The organism is Micromonospora sp. NPDC005413 (genome assembly GCF_040606435.1).
Classification (GTDB): Bacteria; Actinomycetota; Actinomycetes; order Mycobacteriales; family Micromonosporaceae; genus Micromonospora.
In genome coordinates, this window is record NZ_JBEXEV010000014.1 from 40512 (window position 1) to 61694 (window position 21183).

The 21183-nt window shown below is 72.0% G+C and carries 15 protein-coding genes; 7 read left to right on the forward strand and 8 right to left on the reverse strand.

Annotated features, from left to right (window positions below; translation table 11 throughout):
- Positions 1-123: 123 nt before the first annotated feature.
- The 7 genes from mraY to mraZ form a co-directional block, all read right to left on the reverse strand.
- Positions 124-1248 (reverse strand): phospho-N-acetylmuramoyl-pentapeptide-transferase, encoded by a 1125-nt coding sequence (gene mraY / locus ABZS37_RS17300; protein WP_354994851.1) that lies wholly within the window; start codon positions 1246-1248, stop codon positions 124-126.
- A complete protein-coding gene (gene murF, locus ABZS37_RS17305) occupies positions 1245-2642 on the reverse strand; it encodes a UDP-N-acetylmuramoyl-tripeptide--D-alanyl-D-alanine ligase (protein ID WP_355170020.1) in 1398 nt (465 codons plus the stop codon). The genes mraY and murF overlap by 4 nt, the downstream gene beginning before the upstream one ends.
- Positions 2639-4201 (reverse strand): UDP-N-acetylmuramoyl-L-alanyl-D-glutamate--2,6-diaminopimelate ligase, encoded by a 1563-nt coding sequence (locus tag ABZS37_RS17310; RefSeq protein ID WP_355170022.1) that lies wholly within the window; start codon positions 4199-4201, stop codon positions 2639-2641. Before ABZS37_RS17310 ends, murF begins: the two co-directional genes overlap by 4 nt.
- Before the next feature lie 52 nt (positions 4202-4253).
- Positions 4254-6461, reverse strand: a complete 2208-nt coding sequence (locus ABZS37_RS17315) for a penicillin-binding protein 2 (protein ID WP_355170024.1) — start codon at positions 6459-6461, stop codon at positions 4254-4256.
- A gap of 3 nt (positions 6462-6464) precedes the next feature.
- Positions 6465-7070 (reverse strand): hypothetical protein, encoded by a 606-nt coding sequence (locus tag ABZS37_RS17320; RefSeq protein ID WP_355170026.1) that lies wholly within the window; start codon positions 7068-7070, stop codon positions 6465-6467.
- 60 nt (positions 7071-7130) lie between these two features.
- Positions 7131-8171 carry a 16S rRNA (cytosine(1402)-N(4))-methyltransferase RsmH gene (rsmH, locus tag ABZS37_RS17325; RefSeq protein WP_355170131.1) on the reverse strand — a complete coding sequence of 347 codons (1041 nt, stop codon included), beginning with the start codon at positions 8169-8171 and terminating at the stop codon, positions 7131-7133.
- Between the two features lie 206 nt (positions 8172-8377).
- Positions 8378-8809 (reverse strand): division/cell wall cluster transcriptional repressor MraZ, encoded by a 432-nt coding sequence (gene mraZ, locus ABZS37_RS17330; RefSeq protein WP_030488958.1) that lies wholly within the window; start codon positions 8807-8809, stop codon positions 8378-8380.
- A 354-nt stretch (positions 8810-9163) separates the two neighbouring features.
- Between mraZ and ABZS37_RS17335 the strand changes: the two genes are divergently transcribed.
- The 4 genes from ABZS37_RS17335 to ABZS37_RS17350 are packed head-to-tail and all read left to right on the forward strand — an operon-like array spanning position 9164 to position 12588.
- Positions 9164-10411: a MurT ligase domain-containing protein gene (locus ABZS37_RS17335; protein WP_355170133.1), complete on the forward strand. Its 1248-nt coding sequence runs from the start codon at positions 9164-9166 to the stop codon at positions 10409-10411.
- Positions 10401-11120 carry a glutamine amidotransferase gene (locus ABZS37_RS17340; protein ID WP_354994857.1) on the forward strand — a complete coding sequence of 240 codons (720 nt, stop codon included), beginning with the start codon at positions 10401-10403 and terminating at the stop codon, positions 11118-11120. The genes ABZS37_RS17335 and ABZS37_RS17340 overlap by 11 nt, the downstream gene beginning before the upstream one ends.
- A complete protein-coding gene (locus ABZS37_RS17345; RefSeq protein ID WP_355170028.1) occupies positions 11117-11800 on the forward strand; it encodes a VTT domain-containing protein in 684 nt (227 codons plus the stop codon). The genes ABZS37_RS17340 and ABZS37_RS17345 overlap by 4 nt, the downstream gene beginning before the upstream one ends.
- 2 nt (positions 11801-11802) lie before the next feature.
- Entirely contained in the window at positions 11803-12588 is a 786-nt protein-coding gene (locus ABZS37_RS17350; RefSeq protein ID WP_355170030.1) for a phosphotransferase, read from the forward strand.
- A 421-nt stretch (positions 12589-13009) separates the two neighbouring features.
- Here ABZS37_RS17350 and leuS read toward each other — a convergent pair whose 3' ends face one another.
- Positions 13010-15850 carry a leucine--tRNA ligase gene (leuS, locus tag ABZS37_RS17355; protein ID WP_355170032.1) on the reverse strand — a complete coding sequence of 947 codons (2841 nt, stop codon included), beginning with the start codon at positions 15848-15850 and terminating at the stop codon, positions 13010-13012.
- A 410-nt stretch (positions 15851-16260) separates the two neighbouring features.
- Here leuS and ABZS37_RS17360 point away from each other — a divergent pair, with 410 nt between their 5' ends.
- The 3 genes from ABZS37_RS17360 to ABZS37_RS17370 are packed head-to-tail and all read left to right on the forward strand — an operon-like array spanning position 16261 to position 21104.
- A complete protein-coding gene (locus tag ABZS37_RS17360; protein ID WP_355170034.1) occupies positions 16261-17313 on the forward strand; it encodes a MoxR family ATPase in 1053 nt (350 codons plus the stop codon).
- A gap of 1 nt (position 17314) precedes the next feature.
- Positions 17315-18613: a DUF58 domain-containing protein gene (locus tag ABZS37_RS17365; protein WP_355170036.1), complete on the forward strand. Its 1299-nt coding sequence runs from the start codon at positions 17315-17317 to the stop codon at positions 18611-18613.
- 16 nt (positions 18614-18629) lie between these two features.
- Positions 18630-21104: a DUF3488 and transglutaminase-like domain-containing protein gene (locus ABZS37_RS17370; RefSeq protein WP_355170038.1), complete on the forward strand. Its 2475-nt coding sequence runs from the start codon at positions 18630-18632 to the stop codon at positions 21102-21104.
- The last annotated feature ends 79 nt before the right edge of the window (positions 21105-21183 follow it).

Here is a 21183-nt window from a genome sequence, read left to right on the forward strand (position 1 = left end):
CCACGCCCGCCCGTCCTGGCCCGCGCCGATCTAGGGGGAATTGCTGCTAGCTGATCTTCAACCACTGCAACTTGCCCTAGATCGACGCGCTCAGGGGGTGGAGGGCGCGGGGGGGGTAACGGGTTAGGTCATGTTGGCGAGGAACTCGCTGTAGAAGAGGCCCAGGGCGATGGCTACGCCGATGCCGGCGATGATCCAGAAGCGCACCACGATGTTGACCTCGCTCCAGCCGGCCAACTCGAAGTGGTGCTGCAGGGGCGACATCCGGAACACACGTTTACCGGTGGTCTTGAAGGAGATGATCTGGATCACCACGGACATCGTGATGATCACGAAGAGCCCGCCGATGATCGGCAGCAGCAGGATGGTGCGGGTGGACATCGCCATGCCGGCGATCAGGCCGCCCAGCCCCAGCGCCCCGGTGTCGCCCATGAAGATCCGCGCCGGGGACGTGTTCCACCACAGGAAGCCCACACAGGCCCCGGCCGCCGCTCCGGCTATCAGCGCGATCTCCAACGGGTCGCGCACGGCGTAGCAGTAGTCCTGCGTGTAGCTCGGGTCGGCGCACCAGTGCCGGTACTGCCAGAACGCGATCAGCGCGTACGCGGCGAGCACCATCACCGAGGCGCCGGTGGCCAGACCGTCCAGGCCGTCGGTGAGGTTGACGCCGTTCGTCGCGCCCATCACCACAAAGATGAAGATGATCACGGCGCCGACCTTGCTGACCTCCAGGACGTTGATGTCCCGGATGAAGCTCAGCGTGGTGCTGCCCACCGTCTCGGTGTTGGTCGCCAGGCCCGTCGCGTCGGTCATCGTGCTCGGGAAGTACAGCGCGACCACACCGAAGACCGCGCCGACCAGGATCTGGCCGAACAGCTTGCCGCGCTTGTTCAGACCGGCGCTGTTGCGCTTGCGCACCTTGAGGAAGTCGTCGAGGAAGCCGACCGCGCCGGAGAAGACCATCAGCCCGAGCAGCACCAATGCGGTGATCGTCGGCTCGACCTGGGCGATCTGCGCGTCCGGCAGGGTGGTCAGGGCCAGGTGGCCGGCCACGTACGCGATCACCGTGGCCAGGATGAAGACCACGCCACCCATCGTGGGCGTGCCCTTCTTGGTCTGGTGCATGGCGGGGCCGTCGGACCGGATCGGCTGGCCGGCCTTGAGCCGGGTGAACACCTTGATCGCGATGGGGGTGCCGAAGAGCGAGACGATGAAGGCCACCCCGACGGCGACGATGACAGCCCTCATCGGGTTGACTCCCCAGCGGCGTCGGCGCGCAGGGCGTCGGCCACCTCCCACGTCCGGTACCGGGAGCCCTTGACCAGGACGACGTCACCTGGTCGTAGTTCGCCCCGCAGCACCTCGATGGCCGCCGCCTGATCGGTGAGCAGCACCGACTCTCCTCCCCAGTTCGCTACCGCTGTCGCGCCTTCGTGAATCGGCGCGGCCGGCTCGCCCACCACGAGCAGCCGGTCGACACCCAGCTCGGCCACGAGTTGGCCGACCTCGGCGTGGCCGTCGGACTCGAACGGGCCCAGCTCGGCCATGTAACCGAGCACCGCGACGGTACGCCGACCCTCGCCGAGGCTGGCCAGCGCCCGCACCGCGACCGCCATCGAGGCCGGGTTGGCGTTGTACGAGTCGTCGATGACGGTCACGCCGTCGGGCCGGTCGAAGACATCCATCCGGCGGGTCGAGACCAGCCCCAGCTCGCCGAGCGCCGTGGCCAGCTCGGCCAGCGGCATGCCCAGCTCCCGGGCGACCGCCGCCGCGGCGAGCGTGTTCCAGACCTGGTGACGGCCGGTCAGACCGAGCCGCACCGGCGCGCGCCCCTCCGGGGTGACCAGGGTGTACGACGCGTGCCCCCGCTCGTCCAGCGTGACGTCCTCGGCCCGCACGTCGGCGTCCGGCGCCTCGCCGTAGCGGACCACCCGGGCCTCGGTGCGACTCGCCATCGCGTCCACCCGTGGGTCGTCGGCGTTCAGCACGGCCAACCCGTCCGGTGGCAGGGCCTCGACCAGCTCCCCCTTGGCCACGGCGATCGCCTCCTGCGAACCGAACTCGCCGATGTGCGACGTGCCGACGTTGAGCACCACGGAGATCCGGGGCGGCACCAGCTCGCAGAGGTACCGCACGTGCCCCACCCCCCGGGCGCCCTTCTCCATCACCAGGTAACGGGTGCCCGGCCCGGCCTGCAGGGCGGTGTACGGGTGCCCCAGCTCGTTGTTGAACGAGCCGGGCGGCGCCACCGTGGCCCCCAGTCGGGCGGTGAGCTGACCGATGAGGTCCTTCGTGGTGGTCTTGCCGGAGGAGCCGGTCACGCCGATCACGGTCAACCCGGGCAGCCGGTCCACCGCCGCGCGGGCCAACCGACCCATCGCGGTCAGGGCGTCGTCGACCAGCACCATCGGCACCCCGGGCACCTCGCGGCTGCCGAGCACCGCCACCGCGCCGGCCTGGATCGCCGTCGCCGCGTAGTCGTGCCCGTCGACCTTCTCCCCCGGGAACGCCACGAAGAGCGAACCGGGCCCCACCTTGCGCGAGTCGAACTCCACCGAACCGGTGACGGTGGCGTCCGGGTCGGCGGCCACCAGCCGCCCGTCGACCGCCGCGGCCACCTCGGCCAGGCTCAGGGCGATCACCGCTGACCCGCCAGATCGCCGAAGCGGGCCCGCAGCGCGTCGGCCAACTCGATGCTGTCGTCGAACGGAAACACCTCGCCCGCCACCTCCTGGCCCCGCTCGTGCCCCTTGCCGAGCAGCGCGATCACGTCGCCCGGCTCGGCCAGCCGAACCGCCTCGTCGATCGCGGCACGACGGCCGGCCACCTCGATGATCCGGGCGGCCGTGCCGGCCCGGTACGCCCCGGCGAGCACCTCGGCGCGAATCTCCGACGGCTCCTCGGTACGCGGGTTGTCGTCGGTCACCAGCACCACGTCGGCTCCCTCCGCCGCGGCGGCGCCCATCACCGGCCGCTTACCCCGGTCCCGGTCTCCGCCGGCGCCGATCACACAGATCAACCGGCCGACGCTCAGCTCGCGCAGCGCGGCCAGCGCGGCCACGATCGCGTCCGACTTGTGCGCGTAGTCGACCACCCCGCGCACCGGAGCGGCGACGTCGACCAGCTCCAGCCGGCCCGGCACGCCACCGCAGGCGGCCACACCGGTCGCCGCGGTCGCCGGGTCCACCCCGGCGCCGACCAGCGCGGCGATGGCCAACAGCGCGTTGGCCACGTTGTGCCGGCCGGGCAGCGCCACACCGGTGGACAGGACCACGCCGTCCGGGCCGTGCGCGGTGAAGCGCTGGGCGTACCCCTCGCCGCTCACGCCGTCGGCCCACCAGGTCGCGTCCTGGTCACCGACCGCCGAGTAGGTGACCGTCGCCGGCTTGAGCAGCGGCCGCAACGCCGGGTCGTCGTGGTTGAGCACCTCGATCGCGCAGCGCCCGTCGAAGAGCTGGGCCTTCGCGGCGAAGTAGTCGTCGCTGTCGGCGTGGAAGTCCAGGTGATCGGAGCCGAAGTTGGTGTAACCCCCGACGGCGAACCGGACACCGCCCACCCGGCCCATGGCCAGCGCATGGCTGGAGACCTCCATGACCACCGCGGTGACCCCACGCTCACGGGCCGTGGCCAGCATGGCGTGCAGGTCGGTCGCCTCGGGGGTGGTACGCACACTGTCGATCACCAGATCACCGAGCCTGGTCTCCACGGTGCCGATCAACCCGGTGGTGTGGCCGGCGGCCCGCAGCCCCGACTCGACCAGATACGCGGTGGAGGTCTTTCCGGCGGTGCCGGTCACCCCGATCATGGTGAGACCGGCGGTCGGGTCGCCGTACACGGCCGAGGCCAGCTCGCCGAGCACGGCACGCGGGTCGGGCACCACCAGGACGGGCAGGCCGATCCCCGCCGCCAGCTCCGCACCCGCCGGGTCGGTCAGCAGGGCCACGGCACCCGCCTCGGCGGCGCCGGCGGCGAACTCCGCGCCGTGCCGACGGGCACCGGGCAGCGCCGCGTACAGGTCGCCGGGGTGGACCTCCTGGCTGGCGTGGGTAGCCCCGGTGACGATCACCCCGGCGGCGTCCGCCGGGAGGTCGACGGCGAGGCGGACGGCGAGATCACCGAGCCGGACTCCGGTCACGGTACGTGGACGTGGATTGCCGGGCACGGCGTCAGACCCTACCCGGTCGTCCGGTTCTGGCCGCACAGCCGCCCCGGTGGTTCGTCGGCACTCACCGATGATGTCCCGCCGTCGCTGCTCAGCGCGGATAGACCACGAACTTGGGTGCGGAACCGCCCGCGGACGGCGGTACGCGGTAGTGACGCAGAGTGAATTGCATCATGTCGCGGAACGCCGGCCCGGTGATCGCCGCGCCCCCGCCATCGGGCGCGTACACGAAGACCGCGATCACGTACCGGGGGTTCTCGGCGGGCGCCATGCCGATGAAGGAGGACACCTCGCCGGGCTGCTTCTTGCCGTCCACCAGTCGCCACCCGGTGCCGGTCTTGCCGGCGACCCGGTAGCCGGGGACGGCGGCGGCCAGGCCGGTGGCATGGTCGACGGTGGTGACCGCCTCCAGCATGGTGCGCAGCGCTGCCGCGTTCTGCGGGCTGAGCACCGAACGGGTCACCGGGGCCGGTGCGGGCGTGCGCTTCCCGTCCGGGCCGATCACCTCCTTGACCAGGTGCGGCTGCACGTAGGTGCCGTTGTTGGCGATGGCGGCGTACGCGGCGGCCATCTGCAGCGGCGTGGCGTCGACGCTGTGCCCGATCGGCACCGACCCGTACGACGATCCGCTCCACTCGTCGGCCGGCAACAGCCGCCCGCTGGCCTCCCCCGGCATCCCCTCGCCGGTGGGCTTACCCAGCCCGAACCGCTTCTGGTAGTCGATCAACCGGTCCCGGCCGAGCTTGTCGGCGATGGTGATGGTGCCGACGTTCGACGAGTAGGCGAGCATTCCCGGCACGCTCATCCGCTTGCCATCGGCGGGATGGGTGTCGGAGAACCAGGTGTCGCCCATCTTGATGCTGTTGGCGATGGGCAGCGTGGTGTCCGGCGTGATCACGCCCTCCTGCAACGCCGCGCCATAGGTGATCGCCTTGTGGATCGAGCCGGGGTCGACGACGAAGCTGGTCGCCGCGTCCTCGCGGGCGACCGGGTCACTGGGCAGCGGCTTCGCCGCGTCGTAGGTGGGATTGCTGGCCTGCGCCAGCACCGCACCGGAGGGAATCTCGATGATCACGGCCGCGCCGGTGCCGCCGCGCTGCTGCGCCATCGCCGTGCTGAGGATCTGCTGCGTCCGGAACTGCAGGTCACGGTTGATGGTGAGGGCCAGCGAACTGCCCGGCTTGGCGGCAGTCGTCCGGCTGAAACCGCCCGGGATCGGTGCGGCGAGGTCACCGAGGCCGGCCTCGTACACCCGCTTGCCGTCCTGCCCGGCGAGCAGGTCGTCGTAGCGGGCCTCCAGCCCTTCCAGCCCGGCCATGTCCTGGCTGGTGAAGCCGATCAGATTTGCCGCCAGGTCACCACCGGGCACGTCGCGGCGCTCGTCGCGGTGCACCCCGATCCCCGGCAGCTCCAGCGCCTGCACCCGCTTGGCTGTCGGAATTTCCACGCCCCGGGCCAGGTAGGCGAACGTGGACGTGATGCCGTTCTCCAGCTTGCGAGGCTTCATCTGCTCGACGAGCTTCGACGCCGGGATGCCGAGCAGCGGGGAGAGGGCCTTCGCGGTGGCGGGCGGGTCCTTCACCTTGGTCGGGTCGGCGAACACGTACCGCGCCTCGACGCTACGGGCCAGCGGGGCGCCGGTGCTGTCGTAGATCGCACCCCGCGGCGCGGGCAGCTCGACCGTGCGGGTGCGGTCGGCGACGCCGCCCCCGGCGTACGCCGGAGCGTCGACCGCCTGAAGGAAGATCAGCCGGATCCCGATGGTGGCGAACAGCGTCAGAGCGAGCGCGGTGCCCAGCCGCAGCCGCAGCCGCGAGTCGGCCAGCTTCGGTGGGCGCGGTGGCTTGCGGGACGGCCGACGGGCCGCCGGGCGGTCGGTACGGCGCGGCGCGCGCGGTGTGGTCCGGCGGCGCGGCGGCGGCTCGTCGACGCCCGGGCCACGGGGTTTGCGCGGTGCGACGGTGCGCACCACGCCGCCGCGTCCGGCGGCCGGGGCGTCGCGCCGACCGGCGCGGGCAGCGGCCCGACCCCCGTCGAGCACCTGCAACGCCGGCCGGAACGGGTCGCCGGAACGGGTGCTGCGCGGCGTACGCCGCTGCTCGGCACCCCCGCTCCGCGCCGGCGTGCCGCGCTCCTCGCGGACGGTCCGGCCCCTCGGGGTGTACGCCCGAGCGCCGGAAATGCCCCCGATACCCGGCTCGCCGGTGCGCGGCTCCCCGTCGGTGGGGCCGGTGTCACGCGAAGAACCGCGCCGGGTCCCCTTGGGGTCCCGGCGCGGCTCGTCCGACCTTGGTGGCACGGGTCAGCCTCCTGCACCCTGGCTGGTCACCGACGGCTGGCCGGTCGCCGGCTGTGGCACGCCGATGGTCTTGCCGTCCGGCAGCCGGATGTATCCCGGCTCGCCGGCGTCGACCAGGCCCAGCCGCCGCGCCTCGGCGGTCAGGTTGCCCGGCGCCTCGGCATCGGCGATCTGCTTGTCCAACTGCTGCTTCTCCAGGTCCAGTCGAGCCTGCTGCTGCTGCAGCCGCTCCAGCCGGAACGCGTTCTCATTGATCTTGGTGTTGACCGCCAGGATGCCCAGCACCCCACCGACCACCAGCACCACGATCAGCGCCGCGAACGGCGCGCGCGGCACCGACACCGGCGGCGGCGGTGCCACCCGCAGCCGGGGCGGGCGGGCGCTGACGACGCTGGCGGCCTTCTCTGCCGGCCGCAGCGCGGCGGTGCCCTGAGTCGGGAACTCGCGCGCCCCCCGGGCGCGAGTCTCCCCCTGCCGGTTCACTGGATCGATGCGTGGCGTACGGTTCCCCACGCGCGGAGCCCGCTCCGCCGCGGTCCGGCCCCCCGACCGCGGTGTGCGCTGCCCGCCGCCGGTGACGTCCCGGCGGTCGCGCTTGTCAATGTTCATGTCCCCTCCCCCTCAACATCCGTCCCTCTACCGTCCCGATGCCCCCTGACCCCCCACGGATCAGGCGGACCCCGTGCCCGGCTGGTGCATTCCCTTCACCCTTCGGCGAGACCGTTCGCGGTCGGTCCGCCCTTGCTCAGTCGCGTTCGGGTCGAGCCGTTCCGCTGCCCGCAGCCGCACCGAGGCGGCACGCGGGTTCGCGGTGACCTCCGCCTCCCCGGCCAGTTCGGCGCCCCGGCTGAGCAGCCGGAACGTCGGACCCGACCCGGGAAGCTCGACCGGGAGGTCGATCGGGCCCTTGTTGCGGACCCGGTCCGCGAGCGCCGCCTTGGTGAGCCGGTCCTCCAGGGAGTGGTAGGACAGGACCACCATGCGACCGCCCACGGTCAGTGCGTCGAGTGCGGACGGCAACGCTGTCTCCAGCGCTGCCAGCTCTCTGTTTACCTCGATCCGTAAAGCCTGAAACGTTCTCTTTGCCGGGTGCCCACCCGTTCGTCGGGCTGGTGCCGGGATCGAGTCCCGAACCAACTCCGCCAACAGCGCGGACGAGGTGATCCGGGCGCGTTCCCGTTCGCGGATGATCGCCGAGGCGATCCGGCCGGCGAACTTCTCCTCGCCGTAGACCCGCAGCACCCGGGCCAGGTCCGGATGTGCGTAGGTGTTGACCACCTCTTCGGCGGTCACCCCCCGGGTCTGGTCCATCCGCATGTCCAGTGGCGCGTCCTGGGCGTACGCGAACCCGCGGTCGGGCGCGTCCAACTGCAGCGACGAGACACCCAGGTCGAACAGGATCCCGTCGATGCCCGGATAGCCCAGCCGGTCGAGCACATCGGGCAACTCGTCGTAGACGGCGTGCTCCAGGTGCACCCGATCGGCGAACCGGGCCAGTCGGACTCGCGCGTGGGCGAGCGCCTCGGTGTCCCGGTCGAGCCCGATCAGGACCGTCTCCGGGTGCGCCTCGAGCACCGCCTCCGCGTGCCCGGCCAGGCCGAGCGTGGCGTCGACGTGGACGGTACGGCCGCCTCGACCCAGCGCGGGGGCCAGCAGCTCGAGACACCGCTCGAGCAGCACCGGCACGTGCGTGCCGCGCAACTCCCCCATGTTGACCCCCACTGGTTGAAACGTCCGTTCTCGTTCGTGCGCCTGCCGTCGGACGGCGCTGCCGTCGTACTGCCAGATCCCCATCCGCTCCCGCCGGACACCGGACTCTCGCCCGATGACTGGATCGTGCGCCTGGCACCGGGGAAGGGATGCCAGGAACTCGAAAGCGGCTGGAGATCTCGCAGTACGTCGGGCGCAGTTCCGCCCTACAGACCGCCGGGCAGCACCCCCTCCTCGATGTCGGCGAAGTCGTCTTCGCTCTCGGCGAGGTAGGTCTCCCAGGCGACCTTGTCCCAGATCTCCACCCGCGTGCTCGCGCCGATGACCACCAACTCGCGGTCCAACGCGGCGTACGCCCGCAAGTGGGCCGGAATGGTCACCCGACCCTGCTTGTCCGGAACCTCGTCGTGCGCGCTGGCGAAGAAGACCCGGCTGTAGGCCCGGGCCGCCTTGTGCGTCATTGGCTGCGCGCGCAACTGCTCCGCGATTCGCTGGAACTCAGGGGTCGGGAAAACGTAGAGACAGCGCTCCTGCCCTTTGGTGACCACGACACCCCCCGCCAGCTCATCCCGAAACTTGGCCGGAAGGATCAACCGGCCCTTTTCGTCCAGGCGCGGAGTGTGGGTGCCGAGAAACACGGCCCTACCCCCTTGCCCCTGAGCGGCGTTCGCGGCGCCGCTGACCCCCCGGGCCGGTGAGCCCTCCCGGCCTCACCATTGGTCCCCACTCTACTCCACTTCCCTCCACCTGCAACCAGATTCGCCCGCGTGGCGCGTCCGATCGGACGGCAAAACCGCACGTCACAAGGGGTGGAGCGCAGTGGAGGGCCACGGCGCCCCTCCGGCGTGGTCCGCTTTCCGACATAGATCGACTCCGTCCGGTGGACGCCCACCCGGCCACCCGCGCAGCCACCACGGCCGAACGGTTCACCGTCGGCGGCGATCTGGAGGGGCGGGCGGTCCGGTAACCTCGCTCGCGTGACGGACGCGAAAATGCCCCTACGGGCCAAGGTGGCCAGCTCCGTGTCACGGACCGCCGCGGCGCTCTCCCGGGCGGCCGGCCGTGGCGACGGTTCGGTGATCGGCGGGTGGATCGGCCTGAAGATCGACCCGGACCTGCTGGCCCACCTGTCGGCCGGACGTGCGATCGCGCTCGTCTCCGGCACCAACGGCAAGACCACCACCACCCGGTTGACCTCCGCCGCGGTCGGCGTGCTCGGCCGGGTCGCCACCAACTCGTTCGGCGCCAACATGCCCAGCGGGCACACCTCGGCACTGGCCAAGGCCGGCAGCACCCCGTACGCGGTGCTGGAGGTCGACGAGCACTACCTCGCCCAGGTGCTGGAGGCGACCGAGCCGCACGTCGTCGCGCTGCTCAACCTCTCCCGCGACCAGCTCGACCGCGCCAAGGAGGTCGCCATGATGGCGCAGCTCTGGCGTGCGGCGCTGGTCCGGCACACCAACGTGCGGGTGGTGGCCAACGCCGACGACCCGTTGGTGGTCTGGGCCGCCACCCCTCCGGCCGACCCCGCCCGCGGCATCAACCCGCCGCACGTGACCTGGTTCAGCGCCGGCCAGCGCTGGCACGACGACTCCTGGGTCTGCCCGGAGTGCGGCTCCACCATCCAGCGCTCCGGCGACCAGTGGTGGTGCACCGGTTGTCCGCTGCGCCGACCGGAGCCGCAGTGGGTCGTCGAGGACGAGGGGGTGCTCGACCCCACCGGCGCCTGGCACAAGGTGTCCCTCCAGCTGCCCGGCAAGGTCAACCTCGGCAACGCGGCGACCGCGTTGGCCGTGGCCGCGGAGTTCGGGGTCCGGCCGGTCGACGCGGTGTCCCGCCTGGGCATCGTCACCTCGGTCGCCGGCCGCTACGCGCAGGTCGACAAGGACGGGCGCAACATCCGGCTGCTGCTGGCCAAGAACCCGGCCAGCTGGCTGGAGGCCTTCGACATGGCCGATGACGCGCCGACCCTGCTCTCCATCAACGCGCGCGACCCCGACGGTCTCGACACCTCCTGGCTCTTCGACGTCGACTTCGCCCCGCTCCGGGGCCGGCAGGTGCTGATCACCGGCGACCGGGCGTACGACCTGGCGGTCCGACTGGACGTCAACGACGTGCCGTTCCAGCACGTACGCACGTTCGACGACGCGATCCGGTCGGTCCCGCCCGGGCGGCTGGAGGTCATCGCGAACTACACCGCGTTCCAGGACATCCGAGCGGAGTTGGACCGTGTCATCTGAGAGCCTGCGCATCGTCTGGATCTACCCCGACCTGCTCTCCACCTACGGGGACCGGGGCAACGCGCTGATCCTCGCCCGGCGGGCTCGCCAGCGCGGTATGCCGGTCGAGGTCGTGGAGGTCCGCTCCGACCAGCGGCTGCCCGCGACCGCCGACATCTACCTGGTCGGCGGCGGCGAGGACGGCCCACAGGCGTTGGGCGCGCAGCGGCTGCTCGCCGACGGCGGTCTGCACCGGGCGGTCGCCCAGGGTTCGGTGGTGTTCGGCGTCTGCGCCGGCTACCAACTGCTCGGCACCTCCTTCTTCGCCAAGGGCGTGCAGTGCCGGGGCCTGGAGCTGCTGGACCTGCAGTCCGACCGGGGCGAGAGCCGGGCCGTCGGCGAGCTGGCCGGTGAGATCGACCCCCGGCTGGGTCTGCCCCCACTGACCGGCTTCGAGAACCACGGCGGTCGCACCCACCTCGGCCCGGAGGTCTCCCCGCTGGCCCGGATCACCGCCGGGGTGGGCAACGACGGCGCCACCGAGGGCGCGTGGCGCGGCAAGCTGCTGGGCACCTACTCGCACGGCCCGGCGCTGGCCCGCAACCCGGCCCTGGCCGACCTGCTGCTGCGCTGGGCCACCGGGGCGCACCAGCTCCCGCCGCTGGACGACACCTGGTCCGACCGGCTCCGCAACGAGCGCCGCTCCGCAGTGGCCGCCGCCCGGGCATGATCCGTGCCGTCCGGCGGCTGCTCCGGCAGCCGTCGGCCGCCCGGTTCGCCCTGCTCGTGCTGCTGATCGGCTGCTGCGGGCTGCTGCTGCTCCTGGTGCCCCGGCCGGATCCGGCGCAGCTACCGCTGCTGGCCGACCGGCTGGGCGACCTCGCCCCGGTGGCGGCGATCCTCGGCGGCGCGCTGCTGCTGGTCGCGCTGGTCCCCCGGACCTTCATCACACTCGCCGCGGGCGCCATCTTCGGCCCTCTGGAGGGTGCCGCGTACGCCCTGGGCGCCGCACTGGTGGCGGCGGCGATCGGCTTCACGGTCGGTCGGCTGCTCGGCCGGGAGTTCGTCGCCGAGCGGGTCCGCGGCCGGCTGGCCCGCCTCGACCGGTGGTTCGCGCGGCAGAGCGTGTTCGGCGTGGTCACCGTCCGGCTGCTGCCGATCGCCGGCTTCGGTCTGGTCAGCTACGGCTACGGCACCACCGCCGCCCGGCTGGCGCCGTTTCTGACCGGCAGCGTGATCGCGTCCGCGCCGACCGCGTTCGGGTACGCCGCGATCGGCGCGGCGGTCAGCTCACCGGGCCACATCAACTGGTACGCCGCCGCCCCGGCCAGCCTCGGTCTGATCGCGAGTCTGGTGCTCATCCACCAGTGGTGGCGCGCCGAGCGCCGCCGCCGCTCCATGCCGGTCTGACCGTGCCCGAGCCGACCGACCTGCCCGGCGAGCAGCGACTCGCCGGCGGCTTCGTCGCCGACGTGGTCCGGGTCGGTGACACGGTACGCCGTACGCCACCGGCCAACCTGGACTTCGTCAGCACGCTCCTGCACCACCTGGCCGATGTCGGCGCGAACCTCGCCCCCCGACACCTGGGTGTCGACGCGCGCGGCCGGCAGATACTCAGCCACATCGAAGGGCGGGTCCCGTGGCGGGACCGGGAGGACCAAGCCTTCTTCACCGATCAGGCGCTGGTGCGGCTGGCTGAGCTGATGCGACGGCTGCACGACGCCTGTGCGGGCACTCCGCTGGCCGGGAACGCCGAAACGGTCTGCCACCGCGACCTGTCACCGAAGAACACGGTCTATCGCGACTTCCGGGCCGGTCCCCTGCCGGTGGCTTTCCTGGACTGGGACCTGGCCGCACCGGGTCCCCGGATCGCCGACGTGGCGTTCGCCGGCTGGCATTGGGCCGCGCTGGGCGAGGGCACCGACCCAGCCGAGCTGGGTCGGCGCTGCCGCGTGCTCTGCGACGCCTACGAGGCCGCAGCCACTGGACCGGCCCGGGTGGCACTTGCCCGGGACGACCTGGTGGATCTGATGCTCGACCAGATCGAGGACACCTGGCGGGGCATCGACGCCGGCGCCGACCGCGACGAGCCGGGAATGCGCCGGCTGCGCGAGCGGGGCGCGGTCGACGGGGTACGTCGCTGGCAGGACTGGCTGCTCGCCCACCGCCGCACCGTAGCGGCGGCGCTGACCGCCTGAGGCAATGTCGCCCCTCAGAGCCGACATCTCATGCCTCGGAGCCGGCGTGCCGTGCCGGGCGGCGGACGCGCGCCGGTGAGCGTGATGCCCCAGGGGCATACCTATACCTGTGAGTCATCACGCTCGTCGCAGTACGCGCCCGTGGACGTCCCGCTCCCTATCACCCGGGCCGCGATGCCGGACTGCGAAGCCCGGCCGCGATGCCGGCCCATTAGCGACGGACGGCGCGGCGGCGCCCATGGCGCATGGCAGTCTGTGCCTGTACTCGGCACCGCCCACCGCCCCTGACGCACCCCCACCCCGGCGATCTTGCAGTTTCTGCCCCGACAATCTGCCCCGAAAGGGGCAGAACAAAGACCGAAACTGCAAGATCGCGGGGCGGGGCGGGGCGAGATCTCGGGGTGGGGTGGGGTGGGGTGGGTTAGGCGACCACCGAGACCATGCGGCCCGGGACCACGATGACCTTGCGGGGTTCCTTGCCGGCCAGGGCCGCCGCCACCGCGTCCAGGGCCGCCGCGCGGACGGTCTCCTCGGAGGCGTCGGCGGGGACCTCGATGCGACCACGGACCTTGCCGTTGACCTGCACCGGATAGGTCACCGTGTCGGCCACCAGCAGCGCCGGGTCGGCGGTCGGAAAGTCCGCGTACGTCAGCGACGTGTCGTGGCCCAGCCGGCCCCACAGCTCCTCGGCCACGTGCGGGGCGAACGGCGCCACCATCAGCACCAGCGGCTCGGCCACCTCGCGGGGCGTCGCCGACAGCCCGGTCAGCCCGTTGGTCAGCTGGATCAGCTTGGCGATCGCCGTGTTGAACCGGATGCCGTCCATGTCGCCACGGACCCCGTCGATCACCTTGTGCAGCAGCCGGCGGGTCGCCTCGTCAGCCGGGTCGTCGGTGACCCGCAGCGCGCCGGTCTGCTCGTCGATGACCGCCCGCCAGACCCGCTGCAGGAACCGGTACGAGCCGACCACCGCCCGGGTCTCCCAGGGGCGGGACACCTCCAGCGGACCCATCGACATCTCGTACACCCGGAACGTGTCCGCGCCATACGCGGCGCACATGTCGTCGGGCGTCACCACGTTCTTCAGCGACTTGCCCATCTTGCCGTACTCGCGGTTGACCACCAGGTCGTCCAGGTAGTAGGCGCCGTCGCGCTCGACGACCTCCTCGGCCTGCACGTAGCTGCCACGCGAGTCGGTGTAGGCGTACGCCTGGATCATGCCCTGGTTGAACAGCTTGCGGAACGGCTCGAACGACGACACGTGCCCCAGGTCGAACAGCACCTTGTGCCAGAACCGCGCGTACAGCAGGTGCAGCACGGCATGCTCGGCACCGCCGACGTACAGGTCGGTGCCCCCACAGTCGCCGTCGGCGTTCGGGCCCATCCAGTAGCGCTCGTTCTCCGCGTCGACGAACCGATCGGAGTTGGTCGGGTCCAGGTAGCGCAGCTCGTACCAGCAGGAGCCGGCCCACTGCGGCATCACGTTGGTCTCCCGGGTGTAGCGCTTCGGCCCGTCACCCAGGTCCAGCTCGACCTCGACCCAGTCGCGCCGCCGGGACAGCGGGGTCTCCGGGTTGCTGTTCGCGTCGTCGGCCTCGAACGTCTTCGGGGAGAAGTCGTCCACCTCCGGCAGCTCGACCGGCAGCATCTCCTCCGGCAGGGCGATGGCCGCGCCGGTCTCGTCGTAGACGATCGGGAACGGCTCACCCCAGTAACGCTGGCGGGAGAACAGCCAGTCACGCAGCCGGTAGGTCACCGCTCCGGTGCCGTGCCCGTTCGCCTCCAGCCAGGCGATGATCGTCGCCTTGGCGTCGACGATCCCCAGGCCGTTCAGGTCCAGGCCGCGCTCGGGCGCGGCGCTGTTGATCGCCGGGCCGTCCCCGGTGTACGCCTTGCCGTCGAAGCCCTCCGCCGGCTGCACGGTACGCACGATGGGCAGCTCGAAGATCTCGGCGAACGCCCAGTCCCGTTCGTCCTGCGCCGGCACCGCCATGATCGCGCCGGTGCCGTAGCCGGCCAGCACGTAGTCGGCGATGAAGATCGGGATCTGCCCGCCGGTGACCGGGTTGGTGGCGTACGCGCCGATGAAGACGCCGGTCTTCTCCTTGCTGTCCGACTGCCGCTCGACGTCGGTCTTGGCCGCCGCCGACTTGCGGTACGCCTCGACGGCCGCCCGTGGGCTGGCGTGCCCGCCGGTCCAGGCGTCCCGCGTCTCGTCCGGCCAGGCGGCCGGCACCAGCGTGTCGACCAGCTCGTGCTCGGGCGCCAGCACCATGTACGTGGCCCCGAAGATGGTGTCCGGCCGGGTCGTGAACACCCGGATCGGCTCCAGCGCGGTGGGGAAGTCGACGTGCGCGCCGGTGGATCGGCCGATCCAGTTGCGCTGCATCAGCTTGATCGGCTCGGGCCAGTCCAGGCTGTCCAGGTCCTCGATCAGCCGGTCACCGTACGCGGTGATCCGCATCATCCACTGCTTCAGGTTGCGCTTGAAGACCGGGAAGTTGCCCCGGTCGGAGCGACCGTCGGCGGTGACCTCCTCGTTGGCCAGCACGGTGCCCAGCCCTGGGCACCAGTTCACCGGGGCCTGCGAGACGTACGCCAGTCGGTGGTCGTCGACGACCTGGCGGCGCTCGGCGACACTCAGCTCGGCCCAGGCGCGGCCGTCCGGGGTGGGCCGGTTACCGCCCTCGAACTCGGCGATCAGCTCGGCGATCGGGCGGGCCCGGCGGGCGTCGCGGTCGTACCAGGAGTTGAAGATCTGCAGGAAGATCCACTGGGTCCAGCGGTAGAAGTCGGTGTCGATGGTGGCCACCGAGCGGCGCTCATCGTGGGCCAGCCCCAGCCGGCGCAGCTGCGCCTTGTACCGCTCGATGTTCGCGACCGTGGTGGTCCTGGGGTGGGTGCCGGTCTGCACCGCGTACTGCTCGGCGGGCAGGCCGAACGCGTCGAAGCCCATCGCGTGCAGCACGTTGCGCCCGGTCATCCGCTGGTAGCGGGCGTAGCAGTCGGTGCCGATGTAGCCCAGCGGGTGGCCGACGTGCAGGCCGGCGCCGGACGGGTACGGGAACATGTCCAGCACGTACAGCTTCTCCGCGCCGGCGCGGGGGTGGGTCGGGTCGGCCAGCGGGCCGGTCGGGTTCGGTGCGTGGAAGGTGCCCTCGCGCGCCCAGGTGTCCTGCCAACGAGTCTCGATCTCGTCGGCCAGGGCCGCGGTGTACCGGAACGGGGGAATGTCGCCCGCCGGTGCGGCTGCCTCACTCATCGTTTCTCCTCGCTTCGCTTCGCTTCGTCTCGGCGCCACCGGGCCGGGCCGGCGGCGGGCACAAAAAAGCCCCTCGCGCAGGAGGGGCCGCCGTGCTGTCGCGCGTTCAGCGCATCAGCACGGCCCGGTAAGAAGCAGGAAGACTCCGGCCATGTCGGGCAGTGTACCTCGCCTGCCGGCCCGGCAACGCGCCGCCGCCAGGGAGTTGGAAAACCACCGCGTCCCCCGGCCGGCGAATATTCCGGGGCGTAACCGACGGACTACCTGCGGGGGTCGGCGATAACGACAAACATGGTTAGCCTGAGAGACCAGTGAGATTCCTGCGGCAAAAGAGGCTCGACGTCGCGAACCCAACGGCGGGTCCAGGTGCTCTCTAAAGAGCTGCCGTGACTGCGACGAGGAGGAGGCCCGTGACACAACAGACCTGGGACGAGGTGGGCGGCCTACTGCCGCACGACGAGTTCCGCGCTGCCAGCGAGGCCATCGTGGCCAACATCGAGCAGGTCATCGAGGGCAAGACCGCCACCGTGCGACTCGCCCTGGCCGTTCTGCTCGCCGAGGGCCACCTCCTGATCGAAGACGTCCCGGGTGTCGGCAAGACCAAGCTGGCCAAGGCCCTCGCGCGGTCCATCGACTGCACGGTGCGGCGGATCCAGTTCACCCCTGACCTGCTGCCCAGCGACGTCACCGGGGTCAGCGTCTACAACCAGGAGACGCACGACTTCGAGTTTCGTCCCGGCGCCGTGTTCGCCAATCTGGTGGTCGGCGACGAGATCAACCGGGCCTCGCCGAAGACCCAGTCGGCGTTGCTGGAGTGCATGGAGGAGCGACAGGTCACCGTCGACGGCGTGACGTACCAGTTGCAGACCCCGTTCATGGTCATCGCTACCCAGAACCCGATCGAGATGGAGGGGACCTACCCGCTGCCCGAGGCGCAGCGCGACCGGTTCACCGCCCGCATCGCGATGGGTTACCCGGACTCCAGCGCCGAGTTGGCCATGCTCGACGGGCACGGCGCCACCGACCCTCTGAACGACCTGCGCGCGGTGTCCGACGCGGCCATCGTCCGGCAGCTCATCGCGACCGTCCGGCAGGTGCACGTCGCGGACGCGGTCAAGCAGTACGCGATCGACCTGGTCACCGCCACCCGCGAGGCCCCCGACCTGCGGCTCGGCGCCTCCCCCCGGGCGACCCTGCAACTGCTGCGCACCGCCCGGGCGGTCGCCGCCCTGGAGGGCCGCGACTACGTCCTGCCCGACGACCTGCAGGCCCTCGCGGTGCCGGTGCTCGCGCACCGGATCATCCCGACCGCCGACGCGCAGCTCGCCCGACGCACCACCGACGCGATCGTCTCCGAGCTGGTGCACCGCCTGCCGCTGCCGCACGACCGGCAGCGCAACCCGTACGACACCCGGCCCGCTTCCGGCAACGGCCGCGCGCCCTACGAGCCGCGGAGGCCATGACGTGCGTGCCGGGCTACGCGGGCTGACCACCCGCGGGCGCTCCTTCCTCGCCGCTGCGGTCGCGGCGGCGATCTCGGCCGGCATCCTCGGCGAGAAGGACCTGCTCAGGGTGGCTGTGCTGCTGGCCATCCTGCCGTTGCTGGCCGCGGCCTACGTCGGGCGCAGCCGCTACAAGCTGGCCTGCAACCGCTCGCTGGACCCGCACCGGGTCCCGGTCGGCGCCAACTCCCGGGTGGTGCTGCGCCTGCAGAACCTCTCCCGGCTGCCGACCGGCACCCTCCTCCTGGAGGACCGGCTGCCGTACGCGCTGGGCAGCCGGCCCCGCGTGGTGTTGGAGCGGCTCGGCGCGCACCAGGCCAGTTCCGTGGCGTACACCGTGCGGGCCGACGTGCGGGGCCGCTACGACGTGGGTCCGCTGGTGGTCCGGATGACCGATCCGTTCGGCCTCTGCGAGCTCACCAGGTCCTTCCCCAGCACCGACCACCTGACGGTCATCCCGCAGGTCACCCCGCTGCCGTCGGTCCGGCTTCCCGGGGAGTACGCGGGCAGCGGCGACAGCCGGGCCCGCTCGGTGGCGGTGCACGGCGAGGATGACGCGGCGACCCGGGAGTACCGGCGCGGCGACGACCTGCGCCGGGTGCACTGGAAGTCCACCGCACGTACCGGCGAGCTGATGGTGCGCCGCGAGGAGCAGCCGTGGGAGAGCCGCGCCACGGTCGTACTGGACACCCGGGCGTACGGCCACCGCGGCGAGGGGCCGACGGCCAGTTTCGAGTGGGCCGTCTCCGCCGCCGCGAGCATCGCCGTCCACCTGCGGCAGGCCGGCTACAAGCTGCGCCTGGTCACCGGCTCGGACGTGGATGTGGACGCCTCGGAGGCCGGCGGTGACGGGGCGCTGCTCGACCACCTCGCGGAGGTCCGGCTGGATCAGCGTGCCGAGTTGACCGGCCTCGTGCAGCGGGTCCGGCAGCGCGCCGACGGCGGTTTGATCATCGGACTGTTCGGCACGGTGAGCGTGGCCGAGGCCGAGCTGCTGGCTGGGCTGCGGGGCAACGGCGCCACCTGCATCGGCTTCCTGCTGAACAGCTCCACCTGGCTCAGCCTGCCCGAGAAGGCCCGGGCCGAGGCGGAGCACGCGCACGGTGCCGCCGTCCTCGCCATGCTGCAGAGCGGCTGGCGCGTGGTCGGCGTCGACCACGGCGCCCGACTGCCGGCGCTGTGGCCGCAGGCCGGGCGGGGTTCCCAGGGCTTCGCCCTGCGCGCCGCGCTGGCCGAGACGGTCGCCGGCGGCGTGCGATGAACGGAAGGTTCCCCTCATGATCGCCAGTCGGAACACCGGCGTGGTGGCCGCCGCCGCCACGCTGCTGGCCGCCGCGCCGCTGTCGGCCATCTTCCAGAGCTGGACGTGGTTGATCGAGTCCGTCATCGCGGTCGCCGTGGTGGCCGGTGCGGCCGCGTTGACCCGGCTCGTCCGGGCACCACTGTGGGGTCAGGTGCTGGGCATGCTGGCCGGGCTGGCGCTCGCCCTGACCTGGCTTTTCCCCAGCGGCGAGGAGCTGCTCACCTTCCTGCCCGCTCCGGGCACGTTCGCGCACTTCGCCGATCTGCTCGCCGGTTCCATGCAGGACATGCGCTCGTACGGAGTCGAGGTCCCGGACACTGATCCGCTGCTGTTCCTCGCTGTGCTCGGCGTCGGCGGGGTCGCCGTGCTGGTGGACGTGCTGGCCGTGGGGTTGCACCGGCCCGCGCTGGCGGGGCTGCCGATGCTCGCCATCTACTCGGTCCCGGTCGCCGTCTACGTGGACAGCGTCCCCGCGGTGCCGTTCATGGTGGGTGCCGCCGGTTACCTCTGGCTGCTGGTCACCGACAACGTCGACCGGGTACGCCGGTTCGGGCGCCGGTTCACCGGCGACGGCCGCGACGTCGACGTGTGGGAGGCCTCGCCGTTGGCGTCCGCCGGCCGTCGGCTCGCGGCGGTCGGGGTGGCCCTGGCGGTGGTGCTGCCGCTGGCGGTGCCGGGCATGACCGGCGGGCTACTCGACTCCCTCAGCCGGGGGCCGGGTAACGGCAATGGCAACGGCAACGGCTCGGGCGGCACGTCGGGTCGGATCGACCTGTTCGCCTCGCTCGCCGGCCAACTCAACCAGTCCGAGGTGGCCGACCTGGTCAAGGTGACCACGTCCGAGCCGAACCCGTTCTACCTGCGCTACGCCGTCGCGGACGAGCTGCGCCCGAGTGGTTTCCAGGCGCGCAACCCGACCGGCCGACCGACCAACCGGGACCTGCCGGATCCGACCGAACGCGCTGACCGAGGGGTGCAGCAGACCTCCTACCGGGCGACCGTCGAGGTCACCAAGAGCCTGAGCATGTCCCTGATGCCGGTGTACGCCGAGCCGGTACGCACCGAGGACCTCAACAGCAACTGGCTCTACGACCCCAACCAGCAGGTCGTCTTCTCCAACCGGGAGAACTCCCGGGGCCGGAAGTACTCCTTCGACTACATCCGCTCGACGTACTCTCCGGCGGCGCTGCGAGCCGCCCAACCGCTGCCGGCGGACCACCCGGTACGCCGACAGTTGACCGCCACCCCCGGGCCGGTGCCCGAGGTGGAGGAGCTGGTCAAAGGGCTGGTCCAGGACAAGCGCACCGACTACGACCGGGTGCTGGCGATCTACCAGCACTTCTCGGCGGACAACGGGTTCAGCTACCGGCTCAGCACCGCGAGCGGCAGCAGCGGTCAGGACATCGTCAACTTCCTGACCAACAAGGTCGGCTACTGCCAGCAGTACGCGGCCGCGATGGCCTGGCTGGTCCGCTCGGCCGGCATCCCGGCCCGGGTGGCGTTCGGGTTCACCAACGGCAGCAAGCGCGACGGTGACACCTTCACACTGACCAACCTCAACCTGCACGCGTGGACCGAGGTCTACTTCAACGGGGCCGGCTGGGTGCCGTTCGACGCCACACCGGCGTACGGGGTGCCGGGCTCCACCCGGTCGGCCTGGGCGCCGGACACTGACGCGCCGGAGCCGTCCGCCCCGGGCACCGGTGTCACGGACACCCCGGCGGGCCCCGAAGCGTCGGCTGGTCCGGCCGGCCCGGACAACGCCGACCGGGACACCGACAACGGGCTGTCCCTCGGCGGGACGACCCCCGACGAGCAGCCACCGGTCTGGCCCTGGTGGACGGCGGGCCTGTTGGCCCTGCTGATGCTGCTCGCGGTCCCCGCTCTGCGCCGGCTGGCGCTGCGCCGTCGGCGAGGTGGCCAGGCGGCGAGCCCCGCGGTGGCCGCCTCCGCCGTCGAGGACGGCACCGACCCGGGAACGCGATCGGTGGTGGTCGGCGCGGACGCCAACCGGGCCCGCGCGGACGCGCACGCCGCCTGGGCGGAGCTGCTCGACACACTGGTGGACTTCCGGGTCCCGGTCGACCTGACCGAGACGCCCAGGGCGACCGCGGACCGGCTCGTCCGGGACACCCTCAGCGACGACACCGCCGCGATTGAGTCAGCGCGGCTGCTCGGCCGGGCGGAAGAGCGGGCCCGCTACGCGCGGGATCCGCTGACCGGTGAGCGGTTGCTGCCGGCGCTACGCGCGGTCCGTGGGACGCTCGCCGCGCGGGCGGACCGACGGACCCGCCTGCTCGCCGCCGTGTTGCCGCCGTCGGTGCTGCTGCGGTGGAGGACCGCCCTCGCGGACACGTCCGGCCGGATGGTGGCGCTGACCGGGCGAGCCCGGTACCGGCTGCTGCGCTGGAACCCCCGACGGCTGCTGGCCGATCGGGCGGCCCGCTGACCAACGCCCGTCCAGATCCGGCTTCCCATGACTACTGGTCATCGGCGGGTTTGTCAGCGGGAGAGGGCGCGCGGATACG